Origin of the sequence: Butyrivibrio proteoclasticus P6B7 (assembly GCF_000622085.1) — a bacterium.
Classification (GTDB): Bacteria; Bacillota; Clostridia; order Lachnospirales; family Lachnospiraceae; genus Butyrivibrio; species Butyrivibrio proteoclasticus_A.
On record NZ_JHWL01000031.1, the window covers coordinates 37,693 to 54,950 of the forward strand.

The 17,258-nt window shown below is 40.8% G+C and carries 16 protein-coding genes; 4 read left to right on the forward strand and 12 right to left on the reverse strand.

The window, feature by feature from the left end:
- Positions 1 to 256 precede the first annotated feature (256 nt).
- The gene (gene tnpC, locus T541_RS0114455) at positions 257 to 1,912 is read left to right on the forward strand and encodes an IS66 family transposase (RefSeq protein ID WP_026653376.1); all 1,656 of its coding nucleotides are present in this window, start codon (positions 257 to 259) and stop codon (positions 1,910 to 1,912) included.
- Between the two features lie 55 nt (positions 1,913 to 1,967).
- Here the strand turns inward: tnpC and T541_RS19790 are convergent, their stop codons facing one another.
- Positions 1,968 to 2,360 carry a recombinase family protein gene (locus tag T541_RS19790; protein WP_051538277.1) on the reverse strand — a complete coding sequence of 131 codons (393 nt, stop codon included), beginning with the start codon at positions 2,358 to 2,360 and terminating at the stop codon, positions 1,968 to 1,970.
- 561 nt (positions 2,361 to 2,921) lie between these two features.
- Here T541_RS19790 and T541_RS20840 point away from each other — a divergent pair.
- Positions 2,922 to 3,389, forward strand: coding sequence for a hypothetical protein (locus T541_RS20840; protein ID WP_026653377.1), 468 nt, complete (start codon positions 2,922 to 2,924; stop codon positions 3,387 to 3,389).
- Positions 3,390 to 3,472: 83 nt separating this feature from the next.
- Here T541_RS20840 and T541_RS0114470 read toward each other — a convergent pair whose 3' ends face one another.
- Both T541_RS0114470 and T541_RS0114475 read right to left on the reverse strand, forming a co-directional pair.
- Positions 3,473 to 3,937: a type II toxin-antitoxin system VapC family toxin gene (locus T541_RS0114470; RefSeq protein ID WP_026653378.1), complete on the reverse strand. Its 465-nt coding sequence runs from the start codon at positions 3,935 to 3,937 to the stop codon at positions 3,473 to 3,475.
- Positions 3,934 to 4,149, reverse strand: coding sequence for a hypothetical protein (locus T541_RS0114475; RefSeq protein ID WP_026653379.1), 216 nt, complete (start codon positions 4,147 to 4,149; stop codon positions 3,934 to 3,936). Before T541_RS0114475 ends, T541_RS0114470 begins: the two co-directional genes overlap by 4 nt.
- An 853-nt stretch (positions 4,150 to 5,002) precedes the next feature.
- On the opposite strand from T541_RS0114475, the gene T541_RS0114480 reads away from it, so the two are divergent.
- Complete coding sequence (locus T541_RS0114480) at positions 5,003 to 5,353, forward strand: hypothetical protein (protein ID WP_026653380.1); 351 nt, start codon at positions 5,003 to 5,005, stop codon at positions 5,351 to 5,353.
- On the opposite strand, the gene T541_RS21460 is transcribed toward T541_RS0114480, so the two are convergent.
- Positions 5,347 to 5,583, reverse strand: coding sequence for a hypothetical protein (locus T541_RS21460; protein ID WP_155839538.1), 237 nt, complete (start codon positions 5,581 to 5,583; stop codon positions 5,347 to 5,349). The two genes, T541_RS0114480 and T541_RS21460, sit on opposite strands and share 7 nt — an antisense overlap.
- Positions 5,584 to 5,880: 297 nt before the next feature.
- Complete coding sequence (locus tag T541_RS21465) at positions 5,881 to 6,186, reverse strand: hypothetical protein (protein ID WP_155839539.1); 306 nt, start codon at positions 6,184 to 6,186, stop codon at positions 5,881 to 5,883.
- Between the two features lie 135 nt (positions 6,187 to 6,321).
- Here T541_RS21465 and T541_RS0114490 point away from each other — a divergent pair, with 135 nt between their 5' ends.
- Entirely contained in the window at positions 6,322 to 7,098 is a 777-nt protein-coding gene (locus tag T541_RS0114490; protein WP_026653382.1) for a hypothetical protein, read from the forward strand.
- A gap of 38 nt (positions 7,099 to 7,136) precedes the next feature.
- Here the strand turns inward: T541_RS0114490 and T541_RS0114495 are convergent, their stop codons facing one another.
- From T541_RS0114495 to T541_RS0114525, 7 genes are all read right to left on the reverse strand, one after another.
- Positions 7,137 to 7,559, reverse strand: coding sequence for a hypothetical protein (locus tag T541_RS0114495; protein WP_026653383.1), 423 nt, complete (start codon positions 7,557 to 7,559; stop codon positions 7,137 to 7,139).
- A 68-nt stretch (positions 7,560 to 7,627) separates the two neighbouring features.
- Positions 7,628 to 8,701: a hypothetical protein gene (locus tag T541_RS0114500; RefSeq protein WP_026653384.1), complete on the reverse strand. Its 1,074-nt coding sequence runs from the start codon at positions 8,699 to 8,701 to the stop codon at positions 7,628 to 7,630.
- Positions 8,702 to 8,721: 20 nt separating this feature from the next.
- Positions 8,722 to 9,123: a hypothetical protein gene (locus T541_RS0114505; RefSeq protein ID WP_026653385.1), complete on the reverse strand. Its 402-nt coding sequence runs from the start codon at positions 9,121 to 9,123 to the stop codon at positions 8,722 to 8,724.
- An 11-nt stretch (positions 9,124 to 9,134) separates the two neighbouring features.
- A complete protein-coding gene (locus tag T541_RS21685; RefSeq protein WP_034467376.1) occupies positions 9,135 to 10,511 on the reverse strand; it encodes a collagen-like protein in 1,377 nt (458 codons plus the stop codon).
- Between the two features lie 476 nt (positions 10,512 to 10,987).
- On the reverse strand, positions 10,988 to 13,285 hold the full coding sequence (locus T541_RS0114515; protein WP_026653386.1) for an ATPase, T2SS/T4P/T4SS family: 2,298 nt from the start codon (positions 13,283 to 13,285) through the stop codon (positions 10,988 to 10,990).
- Positions 13,286 to 13,337: 52 nt separating this feature from the next.
- Positions 13,338 to 14,174, reverse strand: a complete 837-nt coding sequence (locus tag T541_RS20845; protein ID WP_051538278.1) for a class B sortase — start codon at positions 14,172 to 14,174, stop codon at positions 13,338 to 13,340.
- Positions 14,174 to 17,258, reverse strand: a 3,085-nt coding sequence (locus T541_RS0114525; RefSeq protein ID WP_026653387.1) for a BspA family leucine-rich repeat surface protein, incomplete at its 5' end; no start/stop codon positions are given. The genes T541_RS20845 and T541_RS0114525, both read right to left, overlap by 1 nt.

Genomic DNA, 17,258 nt, shown 5'->3' on the forward strand with positions numbered 1-17,258 from the left:
CATAGAAATTTTCTTCGGCTATTACAGCCATCTTCCACTTGCCTGCTGAGCTTCATAATTCCTTCATAGCTGTCATCTACAGGGAATATATGGCCTTCTGCAGGCTTTTTCTTTTTCTCTGACACTCATAGTCATCCTTTGCCATTGGGGCTTACATGAAGAATAATTAATAGGCATTATGCCCACTCCTCAACGCCCGCAGATTCGCATGGTTACTGCACCTATGGTAAAATAGAAGCAACAAACGAGGTATCAGATGAAAGATTTTACTCAGTTATCAACAGAAGAACTGAATAAGATGAACAAGCAGGTTCTCATCGCTATTATCGGTTCACTTCAGAGCCAGCTTAATTCCATAAGTGGACAACTTGAACTCCTTACAGAACAGGTTGCCCTTATGAATCAGCGTTCTTTTGGCAGGAAGACTGAACGTGCTGATCAGATAGATCCTAATCAGCTTAATCTCTTTGAAGTCTTCAATGAGCCCGAGGTTTACAGTGACGATTCACCGGAACCGGAAGTCTCAGAAATCATAGTATCTTCACATACACGTAAAAAGTCCAATCAGAAGCGCGAGCATGATCTGGAAGGTCTTCCTGCGCGCATTTTCGAACATACTCTCACCAAAGAAGAGCTTGACGAGAAGTTTCCTAACGGCTACAAGGAGCTTCCATTCGAGACATACAAGCGTTTATCAATAATCCCCCAGACATTCCTTGTAGACGAACATCATGTCCATGTCTACGTTTCCAAGAACAATGATGGAACAATAGCAAGAGCTGAGCGTCCAGCTGATGTAATGCGTGACTGCATTGCCACTCCATCTCTTATAGCTGCGCTTATCAATGGAAAATATGTAAATCATCTTCCTCTTGAGCGCCAGTCCAAGTGCTACAAGGAAAACGGAGTTAACCTTGAAGTCAATACTCTTGCCAACTGGATGATAAATGTTTCCGAAAGACATCTGGCTCCCATATGTGATGAGCTCCATAACTACCTTTATGACTCCAGAGTAATACATGTAGACGAGACTCCCTTTAGAGTGATAATGAAGGATCATCCAGAGGATGGTGACGTCAATTACATGTGGGTATATCGCAATGGCAAATGCGACAGCAAGTATCCGGTGGTCATATATGACTTCCAGCGTACAAGAAATAGCAGCCATGCCGATGAATTCTTACAGGGCTATTCGGGGACACTTGTCACGGATGGTTTCTCCGGTTACGATTCTCTTGACCGGCGGCGAAACGACCTGAAAGTGGCGGGATGTTGGATCCACGCGAAAAGAAAGTTCGCCGAGATTGTCAAGGCTGTTGGCTCTGAAAAAGCAGTCAGTGCCATAGCCGTCAAGGCATCCAAGAAAATATCGGAGATGTTCCATATCGATAACCAGTGGGATGATCTCAGCAAACGAGCCCGAGAAAAACAGCGCCAACAGGTTCTCAAACCTAAAGTTGACGACTTCTTTGAGTGGGCAAAAAAGGTTGTCATCACACTTCCTGCCGGAAGTGCTACTGCCAGAGGTCTGAACTACTGCATAAACCAGGAAGAGCATCTTCGCGTCTTTCTATGCGACGGAAATGTCCCCATGGACAATAACCGTGCAGAGCAGGCAATAAGACCATTCACTCTTGGCCGCAAGAACTGGGTAACAATGTATTCCCCTAAAGGAGCGTCCGCCAGTGCAATCATCTACAGTCTTATTGAAACCGCAAAGGCCAACGAACTCAGACTGTATGACTACTTTGAATTCCTGATTGCAGAGATGTCCAAACATCTTCGTGAAGAAGCCAGGCAAAAGAAGCTGTTAGGCGAAGACTATATCCCCGACCGAAAATACATCCAGGATCTTCTTCCATGGTCTAAGAACATCCAAAAGCAGTTCCATCTCCCGAAGAAAAAATCTTAATTTTATTATCAAAGTGCAAATCTATGAAATCGCCAGTAAAATGGCGGTTTCTTCTTTATGTGGTACTCATGATTGAGTGCTTACGCCCTTCCTTCAAGAATATGAGAGAAATTCCCCTACGATACAAGTCAAGATAGAGCTTACTCCCCTCTTCTTTGTCGCGTGACATTCTGGACACTGAGTCAAATACTATAGTGTCAACCTTCTTCTGCCTTACCAACCGCATAACAGACTCCCACTTAGGTCTATCAAGCCTTGTTCCCGTGTATGTTTCTTTTACGACTACTCCTGTCGGAAACCTCTCCTTAAGGTTCCTCACCTGCCTTTCGATATTTTGTGACGGATTACTGATCCGACAGTATAAGATGATCCTCTCATCTTTCTGAGTATTATTCTTAGTCTCTGCCGAGACCTTATCAAACATTGACAGCTCATTACCCATAGCCATAATAGATACCTCCATACTGCAAACTGCAACTTCACCTACAACTTAAAAGAAGTACACTATGTAGCATATAAACGCCGCTTTAAGCGAAACTATTATGCCTATGAGGGATTATTCTGTAGTAATTAATATACGCCAAAATATCGCCTTCGTTAATGAAAAATAAAAGCTCCACAGATGTACTGTTGACTACAGCAAGTAACTCTATGCACTTTGACGCAGGGTACTACGATGAATTTGACGTAACAACAGACATATCAACAATAAAAGGGTCAATCTCATACGAAAGACATTATCATACAGACTCCTGTTATAGCGTATGCAGTGGTACAATTCACCACACAGCAGGAGCAAAAGGCACACATGTTGAACATTGTAGTAATTGTGGAATTGTTGCTTACCGAAAGGATGGAGAACCTTACAGACAACCTGGTCAGAGTCATAATGAACGCATATTAAAATGTGGTTATTCGGAAGGTCAAATATTGTCAGCAACAATTACCTACTAATATCTAATTAAAACGCTCGGATACTATTATACTGGCACAAACGGGATCGGTAACTATGCCAAGTGGATACTATGATGGCGTAACCATAACCAATGATGTTACCTCAGCCGGTGGTACGGTAACATACTTCCACCATGTACACAGCCTTACCTCGCCTACAGAGTCTATTGCTACAGATTCTGCTGCCGTCACAACAGATGGTCTTGACGATGATTACCACGCTGACGAACCAAGTGGCTGTTACTCCGTGGCATATTATAAGCATGTGACGAATTATGGAGCTCAATGTAATGCCAGATACTCATATACACGTCCAAATGGCAAGACACAGGATGATTACCACGGTAATTGCAACCATTGTGGCCGAGACCTTTGTGTGAATGGACACAGTGGATGGGCTAGCTGTAGCAACTGCAACAAACCCACTTATGATACAAACCCTGAGAATGGCATATTTGCTTATTATGGATGCGCATGTGGATACACTAAAGGGCAGATCGTAAAAGTAGAAATTGCCTATTAACCTACTTAAATACCTAGAAGAAAAACGTAATAAAAGAGAGACCGCTTAATTAAGCCGTCTCTCTTTTTGCATAGGAATACCTGTTAAATTGTTTTGAGCGTCCCAAGAAACTCTTGAGCAGTCATTAGTGGTATATCACTTGCTTCGAAATCGCTCCTATTATTAGTGATTATTACATCTATATTGTTTTCTTTAGCAACAACATATTGAAGGGCATCCTCTGTGTCGCGCCACTTCAACGCGAATGCATCTTTAATTGAATCCTCTGATACTGTTAGTATATGCAATATAGACAACAACCTCTCAACGCTCTCCCGTGCAAGCACCTCAACCTCACTTTTTGAAAGTTGCTCCACTGTCTCTTTCTGCCTGTTAGTACAAATCATCGCCTTAGTCACAACATAAAGAATGTCCGTTACTGACGAACTTGAAACACATTCATATTGCGCATCGTTCTCTGCCAGCTTAAACAATTCTTTTGCAGCCTCACCGCCTGCACGTTTTTCGAGAAAATCCAAGACGACGTTAGTGTCAATTAGCAATTTCATTTGTCCTGTAGCCTTTCGTCGCGGATCTCATCTAACGACATTTTGCAATCCGATGCAACGCCATACAACCCGTCAACTATGCTACTATTCGCCTCAGTGATAATAACATCGACATCTTTCCCAGATAAAGAAACAGGGATGCTTATTATAGGTGCTAAAAGATCAGCGTTTAGCCTTGCTTTTACAATTTCCATAGTAAAATCTCCGCTCATAGGCTTTCCTCCTTCCTTATATTGATTTATATCTAAATAGGGAAGGTTAGCCTTGCCCTACTTGATAACTGATAAGTTATTTTCAGGCATAACCTGTATTCTCTTAAAACCTTTGCCCACCTAAAGCTAATAACCTATGGCATTGCCCCAAGTGTAAATGTTAAGCAAAGGCGCTAGTAATGGTGGTTACTAACAAACTTAAAATATAAAATAATCTATCTAAAATATACCAAATACCTCTCTAAATATCAAATAAACGCTCAGAAATATTAGCGCTCACAAAATCCTCTTCATCATATTCGTTGCCATCTGGTTATTACGAGGGAGTAGAGGTAACTTCTGATGTATCTACGTTGAAAAGCGGAGAGGTAACATACTTTATCGGGCATAAACATACAGGCAGTTCATCTGGAGGTGGGTGCTACACAAAGGTTGTGGGCTCACATACCGTACAGATGAGCCATCATTATGAGGGGACAAATCATTTCGATCAAAACCGCCAATATTTTAAATGCTCTAATTGTGGATTAGGTTACTATCCCAGTTATGGTGGCCCTCCAAACCGTCCGTGTAGTTCTTATACCGTTACCGATTATGGTATAGATTGCGGGCATGAAGATGGCGAGATTGTGAGGACTACAACAGATTTTAATGAAGCTATGAATCTTACAGCTAATGAAAGACTTGTAAAAGTTGAGATTACTTACTAGCAAAAAAAAGACTAGATTCCTTGTGTAATCTGGTCTTTTTTGTTTGTATTGTATTTAAACGCTCGTCTACATCGGACGTGGAGGTATTAACTTCAGATCAGAAATCAAAAACATATCCAGCTGGTTATTATCCTGAGCATACAGTGACAACTGACATATCAACTCAGACATCTGGAAGCATTAAATATGTACTTTACCATAGACATACTAGCGAACAGGGTAGCTGTTACACAGCAGTTCAACACTCAGGAACAAGAACAGTAAGAAGTAACTGTACAACAGTTCGTGAATGCCGTTTTAGACAATCAGATGGTACTTGTAATGCTTCTGAGTATTATAATGCTCAGCATTGCGATGTGCATGATGAACCATATACATATTACACATACACATTAAGCTGCGGCATGTCCGAGGATGATTACATCCGCGAAACTACAGATTATACAGATGTCGCTGACAATGAGAGGATTTTTCAAGCAATCATTACTTACTGAATAAGTATTACATCAACACTTTTAATAGCTTGATATGGCTGAATGCTTGAATAGTCAGTCGTTGAACCCTCATCATCATGCCATGTGTGGTTGCATCCGATATAGTAGCATTCACGTGTTACATAGCCATAAATTGGGTATGATACATTTTCCCACTTATCACACTTAGAGCATCCACCACCACCAACATATACACCCTTCAGATCACCACTACAGCTAGTACTTTTCATATGTACACACTGTGACCTAGAGCCTGTTCCAGTCTGCTCATAGCTTTGGAAAGTACCCTTTACTGTGTAGCAACCGCCCTCATTGGCGACGTGGTCGGTTTCTGATTGGTGAACAACCCCATCACCGTCAATGTGTTCGTGTACTAAATGGTATACAACTTCAGCTCCAGCAAATCCCGAAGCCGTTGTGGTTAGTCTTGCTTGGTTGTATAACTCATTTAACCATTCAGATGGATAATAACCATCTGGGAAATTGACCTGCGCTTGATTCATGATAGCGTTTTGAATTAACGAGCGTTAGTATGTAATAATTGCCTGATATATTCTTTCGTTAGCTGTGATTGAATCCCAATCAGTAGTAGTTCTAACGTATGTATCAGGTGTCATGCCGCAACCAAGTGTGTAATATGTGTAATGCTCCGTGTGGTAATCACATACGGAATGCCATTCGTTACCAGGGATACCATCAGTATCTTCACCATTAGGCTCATCATGGCATTTAGCTACTGTGCTGCTACCTTGATGGGAAACTGTGTAGCATCCACCGCCACCACTACCTCCCGTGTGTTGATGATATAGAACATACTCAAGCTGCCCTGACAATTGAGCAATGTCTGTCGATACAGTGTGTTCAGGGTAATAACCTGCAGGGTAGGTTTTGGTATTTTGGTTTTTGGTTAAAACCTCAACATCGGCAACAGACGAGCGTTTATTTAGTATATGAAAGGAATTTAGCATATGAATATTAAGGGATTTTTATCAACTACATTACTTACAATGACATCAGCTGCGTTTATTTGTGGCTGCGGTAATGCAAATTATGATGGGCCTGATGCAGAGGTCAGTATAGTAACCGATGCATCTACAGAAGAAGTATCTGTTGAGAATAGTTCGGATGAGGCTTTCAATAACGCATATCCCGATGTAACATATGAGATTCTCGATGCATACGACGTAAGTTTTGATTCAGAACCTAACTTCAGCATTTATGAAATTTCCTTTGCTGATCTTGCAGACATTTACGGCAAAGAGGATTGCTATGTTTATGTTGGCGCATCATGGTGCCCTTCATGTCAAGGTTTTGCTCCTGAAATATTTGAGGCACTCAATGAGAAGGGGATTTCAATTTACTATGTGAATAACGACAAGTATGAACGCACACAGTATACAATTGACCCTGCTACTAATTCTTGCTTTGCAGAACAGTACGAGGAAGATTACGAGAGATGCCTTGATGTTCTTGGACGAGAAAATTTCGAGGATTATATAATAGTGAGTGAAGATGGTACGGAGTATGATACAGGATCACAGAGAATATTCTTACCAACTCTCATGCACCTTACTTATGATGGCTTTGAGACTTACGATGGAATTGGGCTTCTAGCTACAGAAAAAGAGCTTGATGAGTCTGAGCATATTGATGCAGTTGCAGATATTTCAGACTTTGTGAGCCACGAGCCAATATACGCAAGCGCACAGATTGTTAAAAATCCAAATCGTTGCAATATCAAATAATAGAAAGACCAGATAGCTTGCACTATCTGGTCTTTTGTTTAATATGTGATTATAGCTCTTACAAGCGTGTCTCCAGAAACCATCTCCGATAAATCATCAATCTCTCTTTCTGTTTCTTCGTAAGGACATGATAAGGAGTACACGTAAACTGTGTATGTAGAGCAACTACCACCCGGCGCACTAACCAGCCCCGAATAGTAACCTACACCACAATATTTACATTTCTTGTACTGAGCGCCTTGATGCCAGTGATTCTGAGGTTCAAAATCATGGCCTCTGCTTTGTTGATAGGTACGTTCAAGTGTCTGGTAGCAAGCACCACCGCTTGTGTTACCTTGGTGAGTATGCTTTACGACATATTTGATCGTGCCGTTGGCATTTTTTACATCTGTAGTTGCAGTGAAGCCATCATAATAACCTGCTGGAAGATTTACGGTGTTATTTGCACTTGTAAGTATCACATTGCCCGAGCATCTTTATACTACACGCAGTATGCTTAGCGATAACATATTTATATTGGCAGAGCATTTTAATATGTGATAATTGCCTTAACAATCTGTCCCTGCGTCTTTCCGCATGAACGTGTATAACCTCGCAGTTCTTGATGTGTTTTTTCATATACATGAGAACCATTTTCACCTGTTCCAGACCAACCACATTTATTACATTTGTAATGTCTCTCCCCTCTTTGCCAGCTTCCTCCCGATTGTGTGCAATCGCTTGAACCGTGTTGTTCTCTGCTATCCACTACTGTTACGTAATATGGTGTTGTAAAACATCCAGTTGCTTCTGGTGAGATATAGCTGTTAGCAAGACCTTCTGATGTTGGGTCAACTGTATCTAGGACAACATATTCATCTGCGCTCTCCGTACTGTGCACATGCTGGCAATACGCCACCGTACCTCCTGCATTTTTTATATCTGTTGAAACAGTGAACTCGTCATAGTAGCCAGCTGGCAATGTCGCTGAATTGCTGTTTGTTGAAAGTAGCACGTTATTTGAGCCTCTATTTGCTACGTTGTTTTGAATAGTAATGTCATTTGGATAATATCCGCTTGGCAATGTAATTGACTCATTAACACCGATATTGATTGTAGTCACGCCATCAACATTAACATCTGCAGTAGGATTTGATGATGAAATGCCTACTCCAAGACCGCTGTTATCCCCACCATTATAGAAATTACCAACAGCAGTTGTTGGTGCTGGGATATTGTTGATGTAGTTGATAAGATCAGTAAATGATGCATCAGCAGGGATATTGGCCTTTGCATAAACATTACTGTTTAAACCACTGATAATATCGCTCTTATACTGACTTGTAGTATCAGTAAGAGTATCAAAACTAGAGCTTAATACTGAGATCTGCTGATTCAAAGAATCGATACCAGTAGAAATTGTTGTAAGATCTTCTGAATAGAATAATACCTCTGGTTCACCATCCTTATCGGCATCGTACTCAATATTTCCTCTACTCTTAATTGAGTCTGTAGTAGTGCCTGTAGCACCTACAGTTGTTGCGAATGCAAGAGAAAGCACAAGTGAAGCGCCTAAGAGCTTCTTACAATTACCCGCCATCTCTATATTAAATAACTTCTTCATTTAATACCTCTCTTCTATCATTATTCCATGACAGACTTATATGCCTCAGAATATTTCTGATAAAGTTCAAGATACTTAGCCTCAGCATCATTAACATCTGCTGCCATAGTATGAACATCCGAAGCATCATAGTAAACTTCATACTTACCTTCTGAATCAGCCTCACCCCACTGTAATCTGCCAAGGCTCTTTGTAGTATAAGTAACCTTGCCAACAGCAGAATCACCATCTGAATATGCATCCTCATAAGATGCTTTAGGATTGGTAGGCTTTCCAGTATAGTAACTAACAGCTACCTGTGTGTTTGTATTTGTGGCATTTGCGCTAGTCACGATGCCGCCAAAAGCGATACCAACTGCAACAACACAGGATATCATAGCGGCTCTTCTAGCAGCACTGCCGTGTTTTAATTTTAATTCCATCTAACCACTCCTTAATGAATAACAAGAGTAGTAACGCCATCAGCATCAGTTGTAGCTGTTACACTAAGGTCTTTGTACTGAGACCATGTATAAGCAGATGCCTTTGAAGGCGCTGATGTTGAAGCTGATGATGCAATACCCATCCACTTAGTATCAGAAGTAGGCTCCGCAGACAACTTTGCGTTAGGATATACAGATGGATCCTCGGAAGCATAGCGGATATATGTGTAATATGTAACACCATCTTTACCCGCAGCACCCTGGGCACCTGTAGCACCCGTAGCACCCTGACTTCCTGTCTGACCTGCGCTACCCTGCGCACCTGTAGCACCACGCTGGCCCTCGCTACCGCGATCACCCTTCTCGCCGTCTCTACCGTCCTGTCCGTCTTTACCATTGAGTGAGCCGTTGTTTACCTGCTCCTTAAGGGCATCAACCTCAGCCTGAACCTTGCTTACATCGGCATCAGTACCGTTAGTTCCATTTGTACCATTTGTGCCGTTAGCACTAGCATTTGTACCGTTAGTTCCGTTAGTACCATTTTTAGAAGAACCATTAGCACCATCCTTACCACTTGTATTGTTAATAACCTGTGTAACTGTGCCGTTCTTACCGTTAGTACCGTTCATTCCGTCGCTACCATTAGAAGCGGTAGCTGAAGCATCGGCACCATCCTTACCATCAGCACCATTCATACCATTACGGATACGATCCTGAGCAGATTTGCCACCTGCTTTTACTGTTTCTCTTGTGCTGTAGCCATAAATAGGCATACCAGAATCAGTTCTTCCAGTAACAGTAACACTACCCTTGTAAATAGGATTTCCAGCAGCATCATAGCCTAAGATGTTAGGGTCAGCTCCAAAAGTACCAAAGATAGGGTTTCCATCCTTGTCATAGCCTACAACAGTGTTCCAATCAATATCTGTGTTTGTAATGTCATTAAGTCCACGAAGTCTAGCCTGCTCAATTGCAGAATAGTCGTAAATTGGAAGCCCATCCTCAGCATTACCAATAACGTTCATATCATCTACGAGGATTGGAGCACCAAGCATGTCATATCCGCCAACAGCAGATACCATTCCATTAGTACCATAAACAGGATTTCCATCTAGGTCATAACCTATAATGTTATCCCAATCGATATCAAGGATAATACCGCCAGCGGCATTTCTCTCAACATTAGGAGAATTACCCTCAATAAGATCACCAGCAGATGCACCGCCCTGCTTTAAACTGATTGATTTAAGTCCACTTGCAAGACATACAACTAAGATAAGCGCTAAAGCACCAACAACAGTTGCAGCTGCGATGAACTTCTTCTTGTTTTCAGGATTGTTCTTAAATTCTTCGAACCTATCCTTTAAGTTCTCGATAAAATTACCCATTTCAAATTTTTCCTCCGCTTTTTCTTGAATAAGGCCCTGTCTTAGATAATGGTTGATGCTCAGCGAAAAATCTTCTAATGAAAATTCAATGTTGTAACATGGTTCTATAAATCGAATAGCTATCTGGTTTGAATATTGTTTGCTGTCCGAAAGGTTGAAATGTAAGGAGTGCTAAAATCAACCACTATCTAAGGCAGAGCCTCGGATAAAAAAATCGCCATAAGTCAGATGAGTAGAGTTTCTCCACTGCAAACGACTTATGACGATAATCCAATCCGGTTTATCAATATAATACTAAAAAACTATATTGAAGATTATCATAAAGCCGTTCACAAAGGAATAGTCTCAATGCTACGCAATACCTAAAAAAACCCAAAAATAAACATATTATTTAAAATACTGTTTTATAAAAGATTATTTTTATTTAATAAATGTACGCACCATCAAAAGTCATACCACTCATTTTTTAGAAAGATTTAATTCTTAACTAAAGCCTTATACTTTGTTGTGTTTGTTACCTTTTTAGGGATCTTGATCTCTACAGGCTTGAACTTAATTTTATGTGTCTCTTCGTCATAGCCCTCAATCTCAGCGATCTCCTTAATAACAAACTTATCTATATAAACGACCAGGTCGGTCTGCTCGCACAGAACCTTAAGAGCTTCTTCCTTTGGTCTATTATCTGATGCTCCTAACGTAGCTACCTGCTCAATACCAGCTCTTGCAGATGTAGAGTGGATAGAAGTCCAACATATAATGTTTCTTGAAACTGCATCTACATACTGAATAGCTTCTTTCTGCTTGATCTCACCATTAATTAAGTAATCGATATCCATCAAAAGTCCGAAAGTAGTAAGGTAAGACAGGTCATATGTGTACTGTCCGTCCTCAGATGGTCTGATGTTCTGGAAAGTAAACAACGGGTGAGTCTTTGAAAACAACTCATCATTTTCCTGAACAACAAGACCTCTCTTGTCATGTCTGATGAAGTCAATCATAGTATTGATACAAGTTGACTTACCTGATGCCATTGTTCCAGTAAAGATGATTGAAGCACCTCTGCGAACCTTATCAACAAGATAAGCGGCTGTCTGGGCAGACATCATCTTACGCTCAACAAGTTTGCTGAGAGTATACTTCTCATTTGGCACCTTTCTGATAACAAGTGAAGGCTCACCATTTGCGTTGATATATTCCTGAGAATATACAAATCTCATACGAGCAGCCTCAGAAGTCTTTGTATCCATGAATGTCTTATCTGGCTTTTTATCAGAAAGATCCACATGATTCATCTTAACAATATGGTTGATAACCGCCTTAAAGTGGTCGTGTGATCTAAAAATGATACGTGAGAAATATCTCTTACCATATCTCTTGATCTGAATGTTGTTATAATCAACAAGTGCAATATCAGATACCGCTGGATCCTCGATAAAAGGTGTAAGTATATCGTAGTTCCACATAAACATGATGAAACTCTCAAAAATATACTGCACAGAATCCTCGGAAAGACCAGAATACTCATTAATCTTCTTCAAAAGGTCCTGTTCAAACTGACTTCTCTCTAAAAGACCACTCTCAAGGTTTGATAATGGAACAGGGTCAGTCTTTGTATAGTATCTGAGGATATCCTCTAAAATCTCCTCTTCCTCTGTAAGTTCCTTTGTTATAACAATAGGATTAAAAGCCTTCTCTTCCATCTTGCTGACAAAAGCACTAACATCTCCATCCTTAGCGCTTAACCAATCAATATCATCAAGGTGATCCTCGTCCATTGTCTCAACAAGGAAAGGCATTGTATCGATCTCGTCATATTCCTCATCATCCTTAACAAGGGTCTCAGAATCCTGCTTTTCTGTCTTATCTGTCTCTACAGCCACACCTTCCACTGGCAAAACATCAGACTCATCAATACGCGCTGCCTCAAGCTCTTTCTCAGACACAATATCCTCTACGATTGAAATTGCAGCATCGTCGCTACCTAATGTCTCTTTCTCTTCTGCCTTAGGCTCAGCATTTTTCTTAGCCTTCTTTTTCTTTGAAGGCTCATTAACACCTGCTGCCTTCTGCTCAGTTACATTTGAGTCCTCGTTCTTCTTTTTCTTTTTTGAAGAAGCCTTTCCCTCTGCAGAATCCTTAGTGTCGCCAGACTTAGCCTGCTCTAAAGAAAAATCATCTGTAAACTTCTCTTTTTTATTTCCGCTTGCGTCTTTCTGTCCAAGTCCTGCAACAGAGTTAACAGCTTCTTTCTTGTTTTTAACCTTTGCTGAAACTTTGCTGACACTACCATTATCAAGAGCAGCTCCCTTGTCTTTAGCTGGAACAAATGAAGCGATACCATAATACTCATACGCCTCATCAGAAAGCCTACTATCATCAAGAATAGTCTTGGTCTTAGTCCAATTAAAATCTGTCTTGTATAAGAAGTCATAGTAGCCAAGGTTGTAAAGAGCATTAAGCTTACCTGAGGACTTCTTATCAGCCCCCATCAACATGATAAGTACAAGAGACTCATTGGCCTTTTTCCACTTATTAAGCCTACCAACACCAACCCTCATGCCATCAACTTCTTCAGCAATGATAAGAACATCAACAACAGAAGTATCAAGTGCTTCGAGCTGTGAAGCTTTGTTGATGAATATGATATCGTCAGCTGATTTAAAGCTAAGTCTTTCGCTTCTATATGCTAAAAAGCAATTTGTCATACTAGATTTAAACTTATCCCACTTAACAGGATTAGTAATATCACTTGTTGCGATTACCACTTTACTCATAGTCTTTTATCCCTTGAAAGAAATATATTAAACAAGGCTGCTGCCCTGCTAGTTACTTAGATGTTTCTGTGCTTGCTTCTTCCGTGATCCCTCTAATAGGGCCGTTGCCATCCACATACTCAAAAACAACCACTGTTCTATATTTGTGCATTGTGCACGTTGAAAGGCAGATCATGTTTCCGCCTGAATATTCGTTGTAAACGATGCTTGATGCATCCTTAAGCTTTGCAGCCTCTTCCTCACCTACATCCATCTTAGAAACGACGTAGACATCATCATCAGAAGGCTGTGTAAAAATGTAATATAAAAGTCTGTAATGTTTGATCTCACCACTATCCATGTAGATATAAGCGTTCTGGTGGAGATCACCCCACTTCTTATCAGAATACTTGTGAAGGTCTGTAAACATGGAACCGTTTGCCATGTTGTGACCAAAGATAATGGTCTTAACATCTGACATATCAGATGAATTAGCAAAATTTATAAATATAGCTCCTGCGTCGGACTTATTTCCATACGCATCCATGCCAAGATAAACGTCATTATCGTTACCTTGAACAAGAGGATAATCGATGGCGGTGTCAGGAAGATAAAGCCAGCTAGTAGAAGTACTACCCTCAGACTTAACTATGCTAAAATCAACCGTCCTCTCGCCATCAACAACCTTAACAGCGCTGTCTGCAACTATTTCATAAGTTGACTCCGCAGCTGTAGCAATAAGTTTTTGCTTTAAAAAACCTACTACTGCAAAGACAAGCAAGACTACTGAGCCAACAATGAGGCTATTAAGTAGTAAAAGTTTTCTATTCAGTTCCTTTTCCTTCATAATCTGCCTCTGAGTCTTTGCGACTGTAGGCTTTGTTGGCTTATAGTAGTCATTTGTTGCCATTATCTGTTTCTTTTTCCTCTCTTACCATTAGCTTTAAGTTCGCCCTTTGCTTTAGTTGCAACAACAATAAATGTCACAAGGCAAGCAATAGCGATCATGTAAAATACAATCTTTCCTGTCCTACCAGTCTGAACATCACCTGAGCTAGTTCCTCTTCTTACAGTACTTGCAGAAGCATCTGGAGTAGGAGCAACAACTGTGCTTGCAGTTGAAACTGATGAAGCTGAATCTGTAGGAGTAGCCGCTCCATCTATGTAACCAGGAACAGAGAATCCAGCAGTATAAGTATTTCCATAAGGATCTCTGTATGTAGCAGTGAATGAATTACCACCCTCTGCTGTCACTGTCTGAGAATTAACCTCAAAATTGCTTGTAGTACCGTTTGTACCATCAGCGTAATAAAGAGTAACAGTCACGTCGTCAACGTTGTACTTGTTGCCAACAAGGATCTGTCCACCTGTATAATTTGCAGCAATGGATTTAACTGTCTTATATCCATTTACAACAAATGGAGCAGAAAACTCCTTATCATCCTGAGTCTTATCGATGTAATAAGCAGTAATAGTGTTATCTCCTGCTGCTGTTACTTTCTTTGTTGAGAACTTTGATGCTTCAACCTCGAAGCCCTCTTTCTTATCGCTATCATCTGTGTAATAAGCCATTACTGTTACATAACTAGTGTCATACTCATTTCCAACAAGTACAGAAGGTCCTGAATAAGTAGCCTCGATAAGTCCAACGTGTCTTATGCCTGGAACAGTAAGCTTAGCAGTCATTGTCTCTTCGCCGTTCTTGTATGTAACTGTGAATGTATTATCACCTTTCTTAGTCACATCGTATGAATCAGCCTCCCAATCATCAGCAGTAAGAGGCATCTTTTTACCCTCCGCATCAACGATTGAAACAACAACATCTTCTTTTGAATACTTCTGACCTACTGTCACAGGATCACCACTATACTCAGCAGCTATACCCGTAACATCTGCTCCGATAACAAATGATGCTGTCTTTGCACCTTTAGGACCTGTGAGCATTTCTGGGAAAGCACTAACAACATAAGTGCCTGCTTTCTGTGTTGTATATGTCTTTGCTGTAGCATTTGCTATGTCTGAACCATCCTTGGCCCAAGAATAAGCAAGTGGAGCTATGCTTGCGCTTGCTTCAGTAGTACCGCCCGTATAGAGCTTAGAAACAGCATCAACAAGCATAACAGCCTTATCACTATCATCCTTAAGAGAATAAGTTCCAGCAGCATTGCCGTTTATAGTCTTAGACTTGATCTCAACAAAACTACGGTTATCGTTATCACCGTTTGCACCACCAAAAGCGTAAGCTAAGATATTTGCGCTTGGAGTACCATCAATGAAAAGCGTAGTAAGAACATCGTCTGCCGCGCTATCCTCAGCCCCTTCAACCCAAAACATGTTGATAGAGCTGCCGTCTGTATCCTTAAGAACAACACCTGTTGCAGTAAGGATAGACTCAGGAAGCTTAATAGTAGTGAGCTTTACAGATGGATAATTCTCGTTTACATCCATTGCGGCGATTCTTCTAAGGTCTGTTGCATTAGAAAGATCCATAGCTGAAAGGTCAAGTTCAGTAAGTGAATAGCAGTTCCTTACCATCTCATAAGCACTCTCAAGATTTGATGAGCTACCAAAGTTTGAAAGCACCTTCTTAAGCTGTGAAGATGGAAGTTTATAGTTGTTACGGAACATTGTTCCAGCATCCTGAAGGTTTGTAGCTGTAAACTTCTTACCAACACTCACTGTATTTAAAGCATTACATCCATCAAAAAGTCCCTGTGCATAAACAAGGTTTAATGTATCCCAACCTGAAAGATCAGCATTTGTAAGAGAAGCACAGTTCTTAAAGAAATAAGATGTATTCTTACAATTTGACTGAACAAGGTTTGATACGCCTGCAGATACAAGAGCAGTATCATTTGCAAACACGCCTCTAGCATCCTTAAGGTTATTGCCCTGCGCAAAAGCTGATACATTTCCAAGTCCTGTATCATTAGCGAACATACCCATGATAGTCTCAACTGTAAATAATGACTTTGAATCAGACATCATGTTAACAAGCGCGAGCTTATCATTATCAGCAAAAGCAAAAGCAAAGTTCTTTACGTATCTAGTATCCCAACCAGAAAGGTCAAACATAGAGACCTTAGTATTACGTGCAAAACTCTCAGCATTTGTAAGAGCAGATGAGATACCCCAGTTCTTAACGTCTACTCCGCTTACAAGAGCAGAGCAGTCAGAGAACATAAATGAGATATCTGTTGCCTTTGAAAGATCCCAAGCTGATGTATCTACCTTAGTTAAAGCAGAATCACCATCAAACATGAATCTGGCATCTTCAAGGGCTCCAAACTTAACTGTGCCCATAGCATCACTTCCAAGGCTTGAAAGGTTCTTACAATCCTTGAACATACCTGCGGCACTTACAACTGTATCAAGTGCTGAGATACCTGTTGTGTCGATTGTGCTAAATCCTGATGATGCAAACATAACGTCTGCATGCTCAAGAACAGGAGCTGACCATCCGCTTATATCTGCGGATGAAATAGCCGCCTTTGAACCTGCTCCTCTGAACATAGCAGTAGAGTTCTTAAGAGCTGGCATAGAGCTACCCATCTCAATATTTGAGATAAAGTCGCATCTAAGAGCAAGGCATGAAGCATCGATAAGCTCTGGGTAAGAAGCACCAAACTTGATACCCTTGAAGTTCTCTCCGTTACGGGAGAACATATAGCCCATCATCTTAACGTTATCCATGCCCCAATTTGTCATATCAACAGTACCGGTAATAACATCACCGTATTCTGTGATATCTGCAAGACCTGGATCCATGTTTCCTAAAGGCTTATCTAAATCGATAACGCCATCAGCATCGCCAGCGCTAAACATAGCAGATGCATCAACTACACTACCAAGATTCCATGAATAGATGTTATTTGTACCTGCACCATTTGGGTCAGATACAAGATTGGCATTCTTAGCGCCAAAGAACATACCACTAGTCCACTGAACACCGTCCATGTGATAAGTTGATACGCTAGGCTGTGAAATGCTCTCA